The following is an 18,501-nucleotide window of genomic DNA, read 5'->3' as shown; positions in this document are numbered from 1 at the left end:
ATTTTATAGAATCCAGTGAATTATCACATTTTTATTTTAAAAAAAATTATATTCAATCTAAAACTTATTCTTTGGTGATCATTTGATCCGGATTTGGTAATTCTGCAAATTGATCCGGAAGATACATTGCTTCTACCCTAGTGGGAGGTAATATAAATTTTCCAGTTTGATTGATTCGATATACGTATTCTAAAGTTGCAGGCCCCGCGGGTAAATATTCAAAATATGCAATATAACCTTCCCATTTTCTTTCTATAAAAGTAGGAGATGACCATCCATTTTCTTCTTTTGCCAATTCCGATCCAAAACGAGAATCGTTTCCAAGTCCAGAACCTAAAATACTTGCCCCTGCAGGAATTGGATCTTTGACCGCAATCCAAGATAGATCGGATTCTGTATAAATTTTTAAACGTACACGAACAACATCTCCTTCTTTAAAAGAAGTTTTTTTATTTCCGAATTCGTCTAGAATTTCCTTTTCCAATCTCATTCCACTTTCTAGTTTTTCTTTTAAAGGGAGTGCTGCTTTTGTATGAATTACAACATACGGTTTTCCACTTCCGTTTTGAATAAATTCTAAATTTTGAGCGTTATGTGGCATTGGAAGTGTTAGTTTAGTAGGTTCTTTTTGATTTTTCCATTCTAATGTATTTGAATTGTTTTCTAAAGTAATTACAGTAGTTCCTTCTATAGAATCCTTTTCAAATTGTTTAGAATAAGATTGGAAGGCTAAAATCCCGAGTGCGTTTGCGGGAGTAATGTCCCAATGTCCTTTGGATTGTCTAGAAATTGCTCCTCGAATTAAACGAGGAAGGTCCTCTTTCCAACTTGGATCTTTTACGACCGAAAGTATAGTTCTCATTACCGTAGAATCGTTAGAAGATAAAAGCCACCAAAGACCAGCTTCATCTACGAAATTGTAAGAAGTTCCTTGGATTCTAAATCTAGATTTCAGAAGTATATCTAATTGAGAGATCTGATTTTTATATATTCTAGATTTTGAATATATATTTCTTAAACTGATCAGAATATCAGTGGGAAGGATTTTCGGATCGACTTGAACGGTGCGAATTACGTCGTCACTTATTGTTTGAAAACGAGACATTGCATCAAGAACGATGATTTTTTTTAGTAAAAAATCAGTGTTAGATATATAACTGTTTCTATAGATCAATCCATTGACGTAACGATTCAGAGCCTCTAAAAGTGTATTCCTAATTTCATCTGGAATTTTTTTACCAGATTCAGAAGAAAGAATCAATACATAACTGGTCAGTATTTCACTTCCATATAAGGACATAGGAAAAAATTTTAAAAGTCCATCTCCGTCCAAATAAGTGTTTAGTTGATTCATGATCTGATCCCAATCTTTTTCGGATGAAATCGCTTTAGAAAGTTTTTGCTCCAGACAAGAGTAAGGATAACGATTCATATATTCTTTTGAAGAAAGAATCGCTCCTCCTGTAAGAGAAGATTTTAAACTAATTTCTATTTGTCCGCTTCCAGCGATTGCTTCTTGGTTTTCTTGAATTGGAAGATTAAGTTTACCGTCCTCTAAACGCTTAAAAGTAGATTGTAATATCCTGACTGGGATCGATTCCCCAACTTTCTGACGGAAACGAACCGTATCTATAAACGTTCCACTGGTTTCTTTTGTTTGAAACTCATATACAATTTCTTCCTTTTGAATAGGAATCGACAAGTTCCAATAAACGTTTGTAGATTCTCCCGCTTTCAGTTGAATATTCTTAGTTTCTAATTTAAGATCTGGTGATGTTCTTAGACTAATCTCTAACTCTAAATTCCTTTCGGTAGTATTTTTAAGAGAAATTCCGCTTAGAATCTCATCTTTTTCTCTGGCAAAAGGAGCAATGGAAGGATAAATCAGTACGTCTTTTGTAGTTCGTATCTGTGTAGAACCAGAACCGAATTTATCTTTTCCAGAATGAACGATTGCAACTATTTTAAAAGAAGTTAATGAATCATTTAAAGGAACTTCTACTTCTAAAAATCCATTTTCGTTTGGTTTTAAATCCGGTTTCCAAAAAAGAAGAGTATCAAACAATTCTCTCGTGGTAGCACCACCACCTCCTCCTCCCGGAGGTAAACTTTTTAATCCGAAATGCCTTCTTCCCACAACATGAAGTTGTGCGGTGGAAGTTTGTACAGAATTTCCGCGTTGATTCATCATCGCTTTGAGTAAATCCCAGGTATCGTTGGATTTTAATTCTAAAAGACCTTGGTCAACTGCGACTAACGTAATTTTAGAATCTTTCTTTATTTGTGTGGAAGGATGATCGATTTGAATTTTTACTTTTGCTTTTTGTCTTGTTCCATAAACGGTTTTATCCGTTTCTACACGAACCGGGACTTCAAACGGTTTCCAACCGACTCGAATCTGTGCCATACCGAGCCGAAAAGATGGTCTTGCTAAATCAACGAGCGCGGTTTCTTTTGGACTGTCTACCCTTCCTCGAACCACTAAGACCGAAACGAATACGTTAGGCGCAAAAGAACTTTCGATCGGAATTTCAATAACAGGTTCTTTGCCACTTAAATTTCTAATATAAGAATTGAGAATTCCTTCCCTTTCCACGGTAACAAGAGCGGTTGCTTCTCGAAAAGGCATTCTTACTTGGAACTTTGCTTTTTCACCGGTTTGGTATTCTTTTTTTTCTGGAATAAGATCCATACGATCGTGATCACTCGCGGCAAACCATAGATCGTCTTTTCCAGTAATCCAAACAGAAGAATTTGCTTTTACTTCTTCTCCGGAAAGAGAGGCCTCAAAATAAATTTCACCTGTCGTTTTTAAAGAACCATTACAATAAAATAATCCTTTTGAGTTCGTTTTACCGGAACAAAATTCGCCTAACTCTTTTACTTCGGACTTGTGTTCGTAACTATAAAAACCACCTACTAAACGTTTTCGGTTAGAATAATATTTTTTAGTAAACGCGATTACGTTTACTTTTTTTCCTTCCACTGGAGTTCCTTTTAAATCTAAAACGGCAACTTTCAGTTTTACTGAATCTTGAACCGCTGCCCAACCTTCAGAAGTAATTCCAATATGATACTGAGAAGGATAAATTGAAAAGGATCTATAAATACTTTGGATTTCGCCATTTGGATCTCTATATTCCAGTTCCGTTTCTAATTTTTGAGTTGTATCAGATTCTGGAATTGATCGAATCGTACTTTCAAAAAAACCTTTTTCATCTAATGTAAGCTGGGTTTTTGTAAAACCAATGTTAGACTCTTCACTGGTTTTTTCTTGATTTACCTTACCGTTGCTAAATGAAAAGTCAGAATAATCTGAAAAATACGCCCCACTATCTAAAGTAACCCTAGTTCTTAAAAGAACCGGAAGTTTACCGGCTCCTCCTCCAGAAAGATAACGAACCGTTCCGGTAATTCCAAGTTTAGACGGATTGATATTGGAACCGGAGGTTTGTATGTCCGCTTTCATCAGAGGAACTCTAAATTCTTCTACTCTAAACTCTCCGATAGAAAACTCTCCTCTATCTTTTGAGGGTAACAAAATTTGATAGGCTCCAAGGTTAGCTTCTTTTGGAATTTTAAATTGAAAAGAACTAGTGCCTTCTCGATCCCACTTTAAAGAAATAGAATATTCTTTATTACTTCCAGAGTGGATTATTTTCGCAAACACAGGATATTCGTTTTGACTTGGAATTTCAAATCCAAAGGATTTTTTTGTTCTAGAAACAAGTTTTATGGATGCGGTTTCTCCGGCACGAAACAAGGTTCTATCTAAAATAGGATGAAATATTACGTTTTCATTTCCATAGTCTCCCGAAGGAAAATTAAATCTCCAATTTTCAATTCCGTTTTGCCAGCCAGTATGTGTAAATGTAAAATCGTCTTCAACGGATGCGATCAAAAATAAACCGTTCTCGTATGACTTCCACGAACAATGTGGAATTTTATTTTTAGCTAAAATTCCTTTGATCATAAGTGTTCCGGAAGGTCCGGTTTTACCCGTAAAAATTTTTTCATTCTTACAATTAAAAACCTGAATGTCTGCATTCGACACGGGTTTAGCGTCATTTAGTTTTGTAACCCAAACCAGAGAGGATTCGTTTCCCCATTTAAAATGAAGCGCAAGATTAGTTACCAAAGCCGCGGTTCTAACATAAAAAGGTTGATTGATTCCTAATAAAGAATTTCCTAATATATCAGATTTCATCTCAATTACATGAAAGCCTGGTTTTTTCAAAGGAATTCCCACCACTTCAAAACGACGAATGCCGTGATTACTTTGAAGTTTTATGTCATTGGTTGAAAATTTGTTTTGGAAAGATTCAAAAATGGACTTATTATGATCTAAATCTTCAATCGTTTTAAGATAACGAAGAATTTCTGAGATTTCTCCAGATCCTAAAATTAATTCTTTTCCAGTGAATTGTTTTGGTGGATTTGATTTTTCTTTTTCTTCTTTTCCAATAGCCCAATTAAGAATTTCTTTTCCTTTTTCTTTTAAGTTATCGAACTGTTCTTTAATTTTATCTTCTGTGTCCGGACTCGTTTTTACTTGATAGAGACGAACCGGATTTTCGGCTTCTAAATTTCGGATTGTAACTGGAAGAACCGCTTCGGGAAATCTTTCTAAAATTCCAAACTTAGAAGCAAACTTTAAAAGAGGAGGATAATCATCCGTAAATACTGTGAGAGGAAAAGAGGATTGATTGGAAAGAGTTCTTCCCGCGTCATCTTTGATACCAGAAGGCAAAATAATTTGAAACTTAGATTTAGGAGTAAGAGGAACTGGAAAACTAACTCCGTATTGGTAATCTCCATTTTCAGAATGAACCTTTGCAGGAATTGTCTTTCCATCATATGTCTGAAGTTGAATTTTTTTAAGAATTTCTACTGATACAGGAGAATTGAATCTTAAAGTTAAAGGCAAAGATGGAATACAAGCCGCTTTTGCGTTTACACGATCACAGTTAAATTCTGCTCTAAACGTTTGTCTTACTGAATATTCAATTTTTCTTGTGGAACTTCTGGGAACTCCAGATTTAGATTTTAAACCTTTTTCTAAAACGAGATAAACTTTTTTACCGCTCGGAAATGTCTGATCCGGTTTGATTAAAATCATTCGATCTGTTTTTTGAATAGCTCTGGTTTTTAAAATTTCTTTTTCTATAGAATCTTTTACATAACTAAAACCGATCTTATCTTTGAGACCATCTACCACAAAATAAATGTAATCGTTTGCAGAAGAACGATCTATTTCCGTATCCAGATTTAAAATAAAAATTTGATCCTCGTCTATATAGATACCTTCATAAGGAAAAGTATAACTTTCTTCGAGCTCTGGACCACCCGTATGAAAGGAAAACGTTTCCCCTTCGTTCAAAAAATTTCCAGCGACGGATTTTACCTTTTTAGTTTCAAAAGTACATACGATTCCACCCGGAAGTAATTCCGGAAATTCGAGAACCCAATTTTTATCGTCTACCCAACGTTGTGCACCTTGTAAAGGACAACGGATTTCAAAAGGAACCAAAGAAAATTTAGGATTTCCGAGAGGAATCATCGATTCAGAAAAACGGGCTCTGATTTGAGAAGGTTTTTTAACTTCTCCGGTTGGAGAAAATTCTATCTTTATCTGTGCATTCAATGTGGAAAATGCAAAAAAAAACAGAAGACAACTCCAAACGAAAACAATTTTTTTTACGGATTGATTCCAAATGCAAAATATAGAAAAATTATTATTTTGAAGAAAATGACTCAAAGGGGTTTCTCCCGAAATGGAAAGCGTATTTCGGAAATAAAACCCCAAGTATGAAGGACAGGCAAGCAAAAACTTTAGCCGGCTATACTTGCCTCACGAATTAGAATATCCGGAATCTTAATTGAAGAGTAAGAGTCGTTGTATTCATTAGAAATTCCATCAATTCTAAATAATAGATCAAAAAAATTCAGATTCATGGTGATACTATCTACTGGATGAACTGGATTTCCATTTTTATAATATACCCCTTGAACTCCGATGGAAATTTCTCCAGACACTGCGCTACAACCGGAACCACCTTCTAATTTTAAAATGTAAATACATTCCGGAACACTTTTTAACAATTCTTCTAAAGTTTGATTTCCCTTTGGAACCACATAATTGTTAAACGAAGTTCCCACCCTTCCACCATAAGAACGAACCGCGTTACCGGTGGGAGAAACTCCAGACTTTTTAGCAGATTCTAAATTGTATAGATAGGTTTTTAAGATACCGTTTTCGATAATTGCCTTTTTATTGGTCAAAATTCCTTCCGCGTCTAAAAGTTTGGAACCTGGATAGTCACTAACGTGTGGATCGCAAAACACATTCCAATTTTGTGATGCAATTTGAGAACCTATTTTTCCATCTAGTCTAGAAAGACCTTTTTGAACGTTATCCGCAGAAAATGGAGAAGAAAACATTCCAAAAATTTGAGGACTAATACGGTTAGAAAGTAAAATCGGATACGAGCCACTTTTGACTGGTTTTGCACCTAAAAAAGCTAAAGAACGTTCTGTTGCAGTGGATACGATAAACTCTGGATCTATCCGGTTTAGATCCAAACCGGAACGGGTGTAACCTCCCATTTTTTTAGTCTTCCCGTCGGTTGCAACTAACGCAACTCCCGCAGAAACCAGGTTCGATTTTTCGCTATGATAAAGACCATTCGAGTTTGCTAATATAAATCGATTCCAGGTTTTTCCAGCGTATGAATAGGGAACGTTTTCGATTTTACCACCTACGGACCAAGCCAAATCGTCTAACTTTTCCCCAGTAGATCTCAGCCATTCAAAACCCAAGGACTCAAGGGATTCTTCATAAGAACGAATTTCAATTTTAGGAAGTTCGGTAGGTCCCGGAAGATCTATATCAAGAGGATCTGAAATTTTAGACTGTGAAATTGCGTCTTCTACCATTTGAGACAAAGCCTCTTCTGATAATTTTTCGCTGTAAGAATACCCAGGTTTTCCGGATCTAATTAAACGAATTCCAATCCCTCTAGAATTAGAAAGTTCAGTATTACTTACTCTTTTTCTAAAAAGTTCAATTCCAACGTCCTTAGATTCAGAAGCTACTAAATCAAAACTGTCTAAATTTTTCTTTTTACAAACACCTAACACATATTCTACGGAACTATCTAAATTCATGAACGACCTCCTACTAAAATTTCGTCCACTTTTAAAGAAGGTTGTCCCACTGTAACCGGAACAGAACCGGAAGCCGCACCGCACATTCCAGCAGCGAGTTCTAAATCTTTTCCTACCATACTTATCTTTGGAAGAATTTCGTCCCCTTTTCCAATCAGAGTGGCTCCACGAACCGGTTCCGCTATTTTTCCGTTTCGGATAACGTATCCTTCTTCCACGGAAAAATTAAATTCTCCCGTAGACGGATTGACCGAACCTCCCCCCATTTTTTTGGCGAAAAGTCCGTAATCGATTCCGGATAACATAGAATCCAAAGAATCTTTGCCAGCAGCGATGTAAGTGTTTCTCATTCTGGAAACGGGAGCATACATATAACTTTCTCTTCTTGCGCTTCCTGTTCTTTCAACTCCTACTTCTTGTGCCCCCACTCGATCGGAGAGATAATTTTTTAAAATTCCATTTTCAATTAAAATGGTTTTTTGAGGGGCAGTACCTTCATCGTCTACGTTGATACTTCCCCAAGAATCTGGAATGGTGCCGTCGTCAATTGCTGTTAAACAAGATTGTGCTATTTTTTTTCCGAGTTTATCTACAAAAGGAGAAGACTTTTTACGAATCGCTTCCGTTTCTAAAGGATGACCACAGGCTTCGTGAAAGATCACTCCCCCAAAACCGTTTCCCATCACTACAGGCATTTTTTTTCCTTCGATGTAACCCGCAGATAACATTAAAAGAGATCTTTCCGCCGCGATTTTAGAAAGTTGTTCTACAGGAAGATCGCTGAAAAATTCAAAACCTTTTTTGGCTCCCGGATTTTCAGATGCTACAAAACGTTCTCCTTCTTTTTCGGCGGTAACGTTGATATTAAAACGACTTCGAACTCTTAAATCTTCTAAAGATAAACCTTCCGAATTATAGATTCCAATTCGTGAAACCGAATCAGAAGCAGAAACACTGACTTGAACAATATTGGAAGAAACGCCTCTGGCTGTTTTATCAGCTCTATATAAAATTTCTAATTTTTGATCGGGAGAGATTTTTCTAGGGTCTATGGTATGAATAGAAAAAGAAGGAGTTTTCAAGTCTCCTTTTAAAACCAAAGTTTGTCTTTTATCTTTTGCAGCACTTCTAGAATCTGCTAAAATATCTATTAGAGAAATCAAATGTTCTAAATCTTCATTATTTGTATGTGCGTATAAAACATCAGTTCCATAGATAAGTCTAATTCCAATTCCATAATCGATTCCGGCAAAACTTTGTTCTATTTTTCGATCTCTTAAACTTACGGAAGAGGACCTCGTTTCTTCTTCGAAAATTTCCACAAAATCGGCTTTTCTAGAAAAGCCGGCTTCTAAAATCAGTTGAGCTTTATTTATATTCATTCTATTTTTTTAGACTTAAAAATACTTTCAAAGTCCATAATATTTAAGTTAAGGTTTTTTAATTTTTTCTCTATATTTGATCGCGTGTGCGGTTGCTTTCCATCGAATCCGATTCCAAACGATCAATAAAATACTGGTTTCTTCTATTTCAAAACGATAATTGATGATTTCGTCCCCTCCAAGTGCTTTAGATTTATCTAGTAATTCTTTATAACCTGTTTCACCTGTCACCCAGAGTAACAACCAAGAAGTATAGACACCTTCAGTTTCTACGGTTCCTAAAATTTGAAAATCCTCCGAGTTTAAAATGTATTGAGTGTAATTTGTACTCAATCCAGGAATTCGAATATCTCTATAAATACAACTTTCAAACAAAAAAGAAACAATCCCTATGAATAGTATATTTTTAAATCTTAAAATTTTCATGAACTTATCTCCATTACATAAATTCTAAAAAAAACATTATAAATCTCGAATAGAATGATCTTCCGACAATTTACCTTGCAGAGCGAGTTTGATATAATCGATTCCTTTTAAATCGTCGGAATATCTTGGAATTAAGTGAAAGTGCATATGTGGAACCATTTCAGAAACGGTTACGGTATAAATTTTAACAGGAGAATGATTTTTATAAATCCAATTTGTGGCAAATTCAAGAGCTTTTCCGAAATCTAAAAAAGATTCTTGAGACCAGTCCAAATACGAAGTCCAATGAGGACGAGGTTCTATATAAAGATACCCTTTGAGTTTTTTTTCTTCCTCGCTATGGCGAACTGAAAATTCTCCAAATCGAACTAAAATTTCAGAAAAATCGCAGGACTGATGAAAATTACAAATAGTACAATCGAACATAGTAAAACCTAATCGTAGATAAAATCTGTAATGATTTTATGGATTCTTATCTTGTATAGGAGAAAACGAAATAACGACGAATAAAGATCCAGTTACTTAAATAAGAATCTAACTTTAAATTTGTCCAAAATTTGAATCCATTTTTTTGAACTTTAAAATTTTAAAGCCAAAGTCGCTTTTAACAAAATATTTATACTCAAGAATTATATAATAACATAAGTTACATTTTAATAATATGAATCCAGTGTCGCGCCTTCAGCTTTAATCAATCAATTTAATTAAAGAAACATAATACAATATTTTGTTTTTAGTTGCAATTGATTATAAAACTCGATCCGTAGAACGATCTAAAACGCGACCCGTCGAGCGACCCTAGAAGCGAGACGCTGAGTTCAGGAGAGCGTTTGCTGAGTTTCTAACGCTTCTTCAATCGCTTTCGCATTGGATTATAACTTATTGTCAAATATCACTTTGTGATGAATAATAGGAAAGAGTAATGCCGCCCAATATTTGAAATCTACAAATAAAAAAAATGAAACATCTAAATTCAAATAAGTAAAATGTAATAAATTAAGAATGTAATTTTAAACCAGATTTATTGGCTTTTTGATGAAACCTGTAAGAAAATAAAAAGGATCGATTGTAAAAATTAGTCTGTTCGAACTCTATTGTACAAGCCGATTTATAGTTCATTTGTGAATTACACGAGTAAAAAAACTTGAAACGTTTACGATAATAAACTCATATAATTAAAGTTAAATGATAAAACAAAATTTCATAAATTAAATGAGGCATTGAATTTGTAGAAACGGTAGTAATACTATTCGTACATACGAAAATAATACCAAAATCAATGAAAGATTTTTGTAAACGTGCAAAGTTCACAAAAATCTTTCATAATCCGAAAATTGTTGGCATTTTGAAGAAAATCCTATACGCTAACTTTTGAAACAGACTCTATTCTATTGTTTTCGTATTTATTTGTAGTAACCAGGAGATTATCTCCTAACCTTAGAATGAGTCTTTTGGGATCTTCAATTCAATGTAATAGTTCCCATAGAAAACCGTTGTATTTGTGTATAATTTATAGTATTTTAGTATTCTTTTATGATTATAATTTCTGGAGTTCCCACTTCTTTGTGAAATGTTTTCTGGACCCAAGCGATCTCACTGGACAAATTTTAGGGTATGTCACTCAATAGAACTAAAAAAAGTCTCTATAAAATTTAAAAAAGAACGTAGTCTTTGTCGAATTTTTATATGAAATCGCAGTTTTACAGTTTATCACAAAAATGAAAAAATTAAACTTATAGAATATGAGGTTTTTATGAATCGTCTTTTTTTTGTATTTTTTCTTTTTCTATTTTTGAATCAATCTATAAAAGCAGAAACGTATAGTTTAATAAATACAATTACAGAAATAAAAAGATTCTTTGGAGATCCGGCGACGGTAGAAAAATACTGGCTTTTAGAATCAATTCCTGTTTGGCAAAAAGAGGAAGAATCGAGATTAGAAATCTATTTAAAAAAAATACTATCTATCCAATTACAAAAACAAACTTTTCCTAAAAAAGAGATTCTTAAAACAGAATTCAAAAAAATTCAGAATTTAGGAGGAATCCGAATTCGAAATCAAAAGTCTATTTTGTTTTCTTTAGTTTCATTCGGAAATGAATTTCCAAATCTTTCTCAGATTCGTAGTTTTAAAATCCAAGACTATTACGTTGATTTTTATTTAGGAAGACATACAAAAATTCCTACTGTTGAATTCTTAAAAACTGGTTTAGTTTGTTCGTTTTATTATTTTTCGGAGGATGAGACTCTTCTTTATTCTCAAGAATCCCCAGAATGGAAAATTACTAGTGAAAGAACCTTGGGAGAATTGAATTCTTTTTTCAAAATGAAAAACGTATCCTGTCAAGGTTGTGAAAAAATCAGATTTGCAAATGGCACGTTATTCTTCTTTCCTTCTCAATTGACAATTCCCTTCTGGATTCGTCTTGGAATTGGCATTTCAATTTTTATTTTTGCTTTAGTACTTACGTTTTTTTTCTTTCTAAGCTTTTGGATTCGAAATCGAGAAACTCTTCGAAAAGCAATTCAAGCTCAAAAAACTCTAGATCAGGAAAAAAAATCGATTCTTTCTCAATAATACTCAAATTTTTGCTATACAAATAATTAGATATTTTTTAATTTAGTTCTCAGAAAACCAGGTGACATAAACTTGAGTTTTTGGAAAAAATCGAAATAGATTCATTTTTTTTAGATCTCGAAGCCTAAATTTGTCCGGATCGGGAGCTATATTAAAAAAAGATCGCCGCTCTTAGTACGCGGTGGCATCGCCAAGAACCGTAAGGTAGGAGGCAAAAAACATGGGAGAAAGTATCATGAAGAAAACAAAAGAAGATGCTCCGAGCGTAGACGATCCTAAAAAGTTAGCAATCGAGCAAGCGATGAGCCAAATTGAAAAACAATTTGGAAAGGGTTCGATTATGAAATTAGGATCGGATTCTGCCAAACAAACGGTTCAGGTAATCCCTTCCGGTTCCTTGGACTTAGACATCGCTTTGGGTATAGGTGGTTATCCGATTGGTAGAATTGTAGAAATTTACGGACCTGAATCCTCTGGAAAAACCACTCTCACACTTTCTGCAATTGCGGAGGCACAAAAAAGAGGTGGCGTAGCAGCATTCATAGACGCAGAACACGCGTTAGATCCATCTTACGCCAAAAAACTGGGGGTCAATATAGACGAACTTTTAGTTTCTCAACCGGATAACGGAGAAGAAGCATTAGAAATCTGTGAATCTTTAGTTCGAAGTAATGCAATCGATTTGATCGTAATTGATTCTGTTGCGGCTCTTGTTCCCAAGGCTGAAATAGAAGGAGATATGGGAGATTCTCACATGGGTTTACAAGCAAGACTCATGTCCCAAGCGCTTAGAAAACTAACTGGTACAATTGCAAAATCCAAAACCGTAGTGATTTTTATCAATCAAATTCGTATGAAAATTGGTGTCATGTTCGGTTCTCCTGAAACTACAACTGGCGGAAACGCCTTAAAATTCTACTGTTCGGTTCGTTTAGACATTCGTAAAATAGAAACAATCAAAGAAAAAGAAGAATCTATAGGGAACAGAGTACGAGTCAAAGTAGTCAAAAATAAGTGTGCTCCTCCGTTCAAACAGGCTGAATTTGACATAATCTTTAACGCAGGAATCAGTAGAGAAGGTTCTCTGGTTGACCTAGGTGTAAAGCATGATATTATTCATAAGGCTGGCGCCTGGTATTCTTACAATACGGAAAAGATTGGCCAAGGTAAGGAGGCAGCTAAGGAATACTTGAAAAACAATCCTGAAATTGCCTTAAACATTGAAAATATGGTCAGAGATCTCAATGCTCTGCCTTCATTAGTTCAGGAAAATAATAAAAAGTCTCGTAAAGAGGAGAAATTAGAACAGGCCGCAGCAGGCTAACACAACTGGCTTTCTTTTTAGGAACCCTTGACCGCCGAATGAGAAATCATTCGGCGTTTTTTTTAGTTACAACATTTTGCCTAAATTAAAATCTTTCTCTAAAGAAACTAAGAGTTTGTTTTAAACTTTTTACAAGGAAAGTTCCCACATTCTTTTCAAAGAATTTTGTTTTTGTGTGAAATTCCTATCCTCAAGATTTAATATAAAACTCTAAATATAGTTACAGTTAAAATTATGGCAGAGATTAGTATTTTAGGAGCCGGGGGATTGACCGGAAAGGAATTACTTTCACTTCTTTCCCATCAAAAAGAACACGAGGTAGTTCACATAACAAGCGATAAACTTGCAGGTAAAACTATTTCCGAAGTTTTCCCCGAAATTCCGTTTCCCAAAAATCTAATTTTTAAAAAACACGAAGATATAGTTCCTCAAAAATCTTTAATAGTGCTCGCGGTTCCCAACGAAGTTTCTGTGGAATCTGCTCCTAAATTTTTAGACTCCGGGCATAAGGTCATAGATCTTTCCGGTGTTTATAGACTTCATAATCAAGAAATATTAGAAAAATATTATAAACTAAAACATACTCATTTTGATTACATAGACCGGGCGGTATTTGGTCTTCCTGAAATTTTTAGAGACAGGTTAAAAAATGCAGATTTTGTTTCCAATCCTGGGTGTTTTTCTACCTCTGCAATTTTACCCATATTTTTATTGGGAGAACTTAGAAAAAATCTCAAACCTAGAATTATAGTCGATTCCAAATCAGGGGTTTCCGGTGCAGGAGGAAGGACAGAAGATTCAGGTTATTCTTATACAAGTGTATATGAAAATTTTAGAGCATATAAAATTCTTTCTCACCAGCACGAACCAGAAATTAAAGAATACGTTTATTCTAAATCCGAACTTCCGGAACCAGAAGTTATTTTCACACCTCACTTACTTCCGGTTTATAGAGGAATTCTTTCTACGATTGTATTAGAATTCGATTCTGAACCTAAACAAGATCCTATTGCTATTTTAGAAAATTCTTCTTTAAATGAACCTTTTATTCGTATTTTAAAAACGCCAGAAGATATAGAATTAAAAAAAGTACAACATACAAACTTCTTGGACATCTCACTTCGCAAAAGAGGAAACACGTTAGTCGTCGTTTCTGCATTGGATAATTTAGTAAAAGGCGCAGCGGGTCAGGCTTTACAAAACATTAATTTAATGACCGGAGCCAAAGAAACCTTGGGGTTACTTCTCTAAATCACTATGGAAAAAACAAGTCTATATCATCTAATCAGAGACGTTTCTTTCGTTTATTCGAACAGACCCATGTATTGGATTCGGGAAGAATCCGGAGATTTTCGAGGAATTTCTTATAAGGATTGGTATGAAAATTTAAAAAACCTTTCTACGTTTTTAATTGATCTAGGAATGCAAAAAGGAAATACGGCGGGACTTATTTGTGATAATCGATACGAATGGTCTCTTTGTTCCCTTTCGTTAGTTACGATCGGATGTGTGGACGTACCTCGCGGATGCGACGCAACTATAGAAGATCTGAAATATATATTAGAACATTCTGAAGCTAAAATTCTTTTTTTAGAAAATGAGAAAGTACTAAAGAAGTTATTAGAAGATAAATCTAGTCTTGCCAAAGTAAAAACGATTCTTTTGATAGACCCTCCTATAAAATGGAAAGACTTAGAAAATTCCCGCGCACTACTTTCCGGAATCCAATTTATATTTTTAGAAGACGCACTTTTAGAAGGAGAAAAATCCAGAATCAAAAAAGGAGATAAAATCTATGATCAAAGAGGTGAATCTTTAGTCGGAAAAGATTTAGCCACGATCATTTATACTTCCGGTACAACTGGCGCTCCGAAAGGTGTAATGTTAAATCATAGAAGTTTTACTTGGGGGATTCATCAAATTCAAGAATTTGTTCCTGGTTCCTGTAACGATAGAACCATTTTATTCCTTCCACCTTGGCATATCGCAGAAAGACTTTTGGAAACAGCCCTGATTGCTTGGGGGGCGTCTATGGCGGCTTGTTCTTCTATCCCAACCATTCCAGCGGATATGCAAAAAGTAAAACCCACGGTTCTTGTTTCTGTTCCCAGACTTTGGGAAGGTCTTTATAAAAGAATTCATGATACCGTCAGAAAATCCCCTCCTCTCAAACAGAAACTTTTTCACTTTGCGGTTAAAATGGCCGAGATTATCACAAATCTTCAGGATACAATTAGAGATTCTTACGCTACTACGGAAACAGAAAAACCAAATCAGAAATTATTAGATCGTTTTATAGCTGGAATATTTCTACTTTCTATGCTTCCCATAAAAATCCTTTCTTATAAAATTTTAGAAAGAGTAAGAGATCTGTTTGGCGGTAGAATTAGATTTGCGTTATGCGGTGCTGGTGCTATGCCTTCGCATATTCAATTTTTCTTTAGAAGTGCCGGAATTCATATCATCGAAACCTATGGAATGACAGAAACTACGGGAATCGGAGCCATTGGTGAATTTCCAATTCCAAAAAATGGAGCCATCGGCGCTCCGTTACCCGGAACCGCGATCAAACTCGTGGGAGAAGACGGTAAGATTGTCACAACTCCAGGCGAAAAAGGAGTCGCTTGGCATAAAGGTCCTCACGTTACAATGGGTTATTATAAAGAACCTGAAAAAACTTCCAAGGCATTACAAGACGGATGGTTAGATTCAGGGGATATTCTTACTTGGACTCATACTGGAGAATTAAAGTTTGCAGGTAGGGCCAAGGATACGATTGTTCTTTCCGGTGGAGAAAACCTAGAACCTGCTCCGATTGAGGCAAAACTTACAGAATCAGAATTTATCAATCAAGTAATCGTAGTCGGTCAAGATCGAAAAAACCTGGGAGTTTTAATCGTTCCTTTTTTTGATCGTGTTCAGGAAGAATTTCAAATCCAAGGAAAAAAAATTCCAAAAGATCCGATTGAGTGGAATTCTTCTAAAGAAGTAGCTACGTTTTTTAAAAACATAGTCAAAGATAAAATTTCCACAAAAGCAGGTTTTAAATCCTTTGAAAAGATCGCTCATGTTCATATACTTTCAAAAGAATTTGAAAAGGGAAAGGAAATGACAGAGACGATGAAACTCAAGCGAAACGTTATTTTTAATTTATATCAGAATGTGATTCAGTCTTTGTACGATAATGATGAAGATTAAACTTCCAGGAACAACTTTAATTTGTTCGGCGATCAAAGAAGAAGTGGATCAAATTTTAAAATTAGAAAAATTTACGGTTCTTGTTTGTGGAATCGGAAATTTAGAAGCAGGCTTAAATCTTCAAAAATTTTTATTAGATTGCCTAAATAATAAAAACTTAATATTTCCTACCCAGGTTTTATTTATAGGTTCCGCAGGTGTATATCCTTGGTTACATCCTAATTTTTGGAAAAATAAATTTGGATTTTCATTTCAGTTTGAAAATCAGGAACTTGCTAAAATAGAAAGACGAATTAAAATCCCCGAAACGATTCCCGATTTATATGAGTTCCCATACTCTTTCGAGTTAAAATCTTCAGAAGAAATTTTAATTTCAAAAACGAACGCTACTGGTTCGATCACAATCGAAAACGTTTCCGGAAAATCTTTAGAATATCTAAGAGAACACGATTTAGGGTTTGAAAATATGGAATGTTTCGGACTTGCAAAGGTTTGTAATGATTTTCAACTTCCTTTTTATTCTTTTTTTGCACTAACAAATACAGTGGGACCTTCCGGAAGTGAAGAATGGAAATTCAATTATAAAAAAGAATCCGCAAAACTTCAGGAATTTTTATTATCTTTTTTTCTTTAAGAATTTTTTTCCTGGATAAAATAAATCGTAAATCTCTTCGAGATGTCTTTCAGCCTCTTCCTCTCCCTTACGAATGATTTCTCTAAACTTATTAAAATCAAAAAAGGAAAATTCCTCTATATGAAGATTGATGAATAAATCCATTTTATCTTTTCTAAGTTTTGTGATCTCTCTTCCTTCCAATGTGATTGCCCTTCCCATAATTTTGAGAATAGGCGGATACTTTAAATCTTCCCAGAGGTTTTTAAAAAAAGATTTTCCAGTAATTTTTCTATCTTCTAAAAGTCTTACGATTGCCTCATCTCTCAGAGGAGAAACGTTTGCGGATAAAATAATGTCTGCTCCTTTTTGTCTAATTAAACTTTCAGGAACGTTATTGATCACTCCCCCGTCTACGAGCAAATGATCACCATGAAAAATTGGTGGAAACATTCCAGGCAAACTCATCGCTGCGGCCAGAGCTTCCCAAACGGGTCCGCGATCCATCACGTATTCTTCTCCGCTATGAAGATCCACCGCAGATGTTACAAAAGGAATTTTTAAATCTTCGATCAAAGTAGAACCGAATGCTTGTTTCAACATTCGAGTCATTTTTTTACCTTTAAAAAAGGAAACGAGAGGAATTGTAGGATCGAAAGGTTTGTCCAATCCTCCAAAAAACTTATAGATCATCTTATAGATCGTTTCCGTATTTTCTCCACGTGCATACAAGGCTGCGATTACAGCTCCAAAAGAAGCTCCAGAAACCACATCCACTTTTATATTCTCTTTTTCTAATACTTTTAAAAGCCCTACGTGTGCAAGTGCCCTGGCTCCACCACCTCCCAAAGCGAGTCCTCTCATTCTGGACACGAGATATCTAGAAAATGTTTCTTCCTTATGAAATATTTTCTGATGTTTTACGCTATCTTCTGGCCGTATTGAATTGACAGAATCTACATAACGGATCGTTCTTCCTGCAAAATTACGAATTCTAGATCTAAAATAAGATATAATTTCAGTTTTTTTCTTTTGGTTACGTTCTGGATTATCTTCCCAAAAAACAATCTGATCGGCTTGCAAAAGTAGTTTATCCAGTTCTGGTTTTAAACCTACTTGCTGAAAATACAAATGAATGATTGGAAATTGATTTCTAAGTAGAGATAATTTTCGAATTGCGTCTTGTAGGCTGATTTTTTCGAAAGATTCTATCGGAACCAAAGTCATCTTTCCAACGTGCGAATAACCTCCTATCTCTACGATTGCATCTAACTTTTCTTTATAACCTTGTACCTCTTCTAAAGGAACATGACAGATCATCCTTCTAGGAAGAGACATCATTTTATTATCTGGTTCCAGATGTTCTCTAAATCGATTGCTCATCAAACGGATTAAGTTCCCGGAAAGAATTGGTTCCTTTTGAGCCAGTTCTAAAAAAAAATGTCCATCCAGAACATAAAGTAAACTATCCATCACAACAATCGCAGAACCCGCGTGTTGTGTTCTGGTCATGAGGCTATTTTCCGCAAAAAATTCTCCTTCACCCAAATATCTTACCGATTTTCCGGATTCTCCGAAAGTAAGCATCACCTCTCCATGTCTGACTATAAAAAGTTTATCTGAAATATCTCCTCGATAATAGATTACATCATGATTATATACGTTTCTTTCTTCTATATTTTGATAAATGCGGGTCAGAACGGCCGGAGATAATTTTTGAAACAAAGATATTCCAGAAAGAAACTTTAAAATTTCGGGATGAATTTTTCGTGCCATAAAACTCAAATGACTCTATTTTAATAAGACGAGAAAG

Annotated in this window: 11 protein-coding genes; 5 read left to right on the top strand and 6 right to left on the bottom strand. The window is 34.9% G+C overall.

Annotation, left to right across the window (positions count from 1 at the left end; all coding sequences use genetic code 11):
- Positions 1-64: 64 nt before the first annotated feature.
- The 5 genes from LEP1GSC059_RS19995 to LEP1GSC059_RS19975 are packed head-to-tail and all read right to left on the bottom strand — an operon-like array spanning position 65 to position 9,401.
- A complete protein-coding gene (locus LEP1GSC059_RS19995) occupies positions 65-5,776 on the bottom strand; it encodes an alpha-2-macroglobulin family protein (protein WP_420323991.1) in 5,712 nt (1,903 codons plus the stop codon).
- A gap of 56 nt (positions 5,777-5,832) precedes the next feature.
- Entirely contained in the window at positions 5,833-7,167 is a 1,335-nt protein-coding gene (locus LEP1GSC059_RS19990) for a TldD/PmbA family protein (RefSeq protein ID WP_017214919.1), read from the bottom strand.
- Positions 7,164-8,549: a TldD/PmbA family protein gene (locus LEP1GSC059_RS19985; RefSeq protein WP_002176525.1), complete on the bottom strand. Its 1,386-nt coding sequence runs from the start codon at positions 8,547-8,549 to the stop codon at positions 7,164-7,166. The genes LEP1GSC059_RS19990 and LEP1GSC059_RS19985 overlap by 4 nt, the downstream gene beginning before the upstream one ends.
- Positions 8,550-8,597: 48 nt before the next feature.
- On the bottom strand, positions 8,598-8,975 hold the full coding sequence (locus tag LEP1GSC059_RS19980) for an LIC11742 family lipoprotein (RefSeq protein ID WP_002176599.1): 378 nt from the start codon (positions 8,973-8,975) through the stop codon (positions 8,598-8,600).
- 36 nt (positions 8,976-9,011) lie between these two features.
- The gene (locus tag LEP1GSC059_RS19975) at positions 9,012-9,401 is read right to left on the bottom strand and encodes an HIT family protein (protein WP_017214918.1); all 390 of its coding nucleotides are present in this window, start codon (positions 9,399-9,401) and stop codon (positions 9,012-9,014) included.
- Between the two features lie 1,327 nt (positions 9,402-10,728).
- Between LEP1GSC059_RS19975 and LEP1GSC059_RS19970 the strand changes: the two genes are divergently transcribed.
- From LEP1GSC059_RS19970 to LEP1GSC059_RS19950, 5 genes are all read left to right on the top strand, one after another.
- Positions 10,729-11,553 carry a hypothetical protein gene (locus LEP1GSC059_RS19970; protein ID WP_017214917.1) on the top strand — a complete coding sequence of 275 codons (825 nt, stop codon included), beginning with the start codon at positions 10,729-10,731 and terminating at the stop codon, positions 11,551-11,553.
- A 220-nt stretch (positions 11,554-11,773) separates the two neighbouring features.
- The gene (recA, locus tag LEP1GSC059_RS19965) at positions 11,774-12,877 is read left to right on the top strand and encodes a recombinase RecA (RefSeq protein WP_017214916.1); all 1,104 of its coding nucleotides are present in this window, start codon (positions 11,774-11,776) and stop codon (positions 12,875-12,877) included.
- A 234-nt stretch (positions 12,878-13,111) separates the two neighbouring features.
- Positions 13,112-14,128: an N-acetyl-gamma-glutamyl-phosphate reductase gene (gene argC / locus LEP1GSC059_RS19960; RefSeq protein ID WP_002176556.1), complete on the top strand. Its 1,017-nt coding sequence runs from the start codon at positions 13,112-13,114 to the stop codon at positions 14,126-14,128.
- 6 nt (positions 14,129-14,134) lie between these two features.
- Positions 14,135-16,075 (top strand): long-chain fatty acid--CoA ligase, encoded by a 1,941-nt coding sequence (locus tag LEP1GSC059_RS19955; RefSeq protein ID WP_017214915.1) that lies wholly within the window; start codon positions 14,135-14,137, stop codon positions 16,073-16,075.
- Positions 16,065-16,709, top strand: coding sequence for a nucleoside phosphorylase-I family protein (locus LEP1GSC059_RS19950; protein WP_002176648.1), 645 nt, complete (start codon positions 16,065-16,067; stop codon positions 16,707-16,709). The genes LEP1GSC059_RS19955 and LEP1GSC059_RS19950 overlap by 11 nt, the downstream gene beginning before the upstream one ends.
- Here the strand turns inward: LEP1GSC059_RS19950 and LEP1GSC059_RS19945 are convergent.
- A complete protein-coding gene (locus LEP1GSC059_RS19945) occupies positions 16,692-18,464 on the bottom strand; it encodes a patatin-like phospholipase family protein (RefSeq protein ID WP_002176684.1) in 1,773 nt (590 codons plus the stop codon). The genes LEP1GSC059_RS19950 and LEP1GSC059_RS19945 overlap by 18 nt on opposite strands.
- Positions 18,465-18,501 lie beyond the last annotated feature (37 nt).

It is taken from the genome of Leptospira noguchii serovar Panama str. CZ214 (assembly GCF_000306255.2).
GTDB classification, from domain to species: domain Bacteria; phylum Spirochaetota; class Leptospiria; order Leptospirales; family Leptospiraceae; genus Leptospira; species Leptospira noguchii.
Note: the sequence above shows the minus strand (reverse complement) of the source record. Positions and strands in the feature narration are given on the sequence as shown.

Coding starts and splice junctions, on each gene's coding strand:
- LEP1GSC059_RS19985 (WP_002176525.1), bottom strand. CDS start 8,549: ATGAATATAAATAAAGCTCAACTGATTTTAGAAGCCGGCTTTTCTAGA.
- LEP1GSC059_RS19975 (WP_017214918.1), bottom strand. CDS start 9,401: ATGTTCGATTGTACTATTTGTAATTTTCATCAGTCCTGCGATTTTTCT.
- recA (WP_017214916.1), top strand. CDS start 11,774: ATGGGAGAAAGTATCATGAAGAAAACAAAAGAAGATGCTCCGAGCGTA.
- argC (WP_002176556.1), top strand. CDS start 13,112: ATGGCAGAGATTAGTATTTTAGGAGCCGGGGGATTGACCGGAAAGGAA.
- LEP1GSC059_RS19955 (WP_017214915.1), top strand. CDS start 14,135: ATGGAAAAAACAAGTCTATATCATCTAATCAGAGACGTTTCTTTCGTT.
- LEP1GSC059_RS19970 (WP_017214917.1), top strand. CDS start 10,729: ATGAATCGTCTTTTTTTTGTATTTTTTCTTTTTCTATTTTTGAATCAA.
- LEP1GSC059_RS19980 (WP_002176599.1), bottom strand. CDS start 8,975: ATGAAAATTTTAAGATTTAAAAATATACTATTCATAGGGATTGTTTCT.
- LEP1GSC059_RS19950 (WP_002176648.1), top strand. CDS start 16,065: ATGAAGATTAAACTTCCAGGAACAACTTTAATTTGTTCGGCGATCAAA.
- LEP1GSC059_RS19945 (WP_002176684.1), bottom strand. CDS start 18,464: ATGGCACGAAAAATTCATCCCGAAATTTTAAAGTTTCTTTCTGGAATA.
- LEP1GSC059_RS19990 (WP_017214919.1), bottom strand. CDS start 7,167: ATGAATTTAGATAGTTCCGTAGAATATGTGTTAGGTGTTTGTAAAAAG.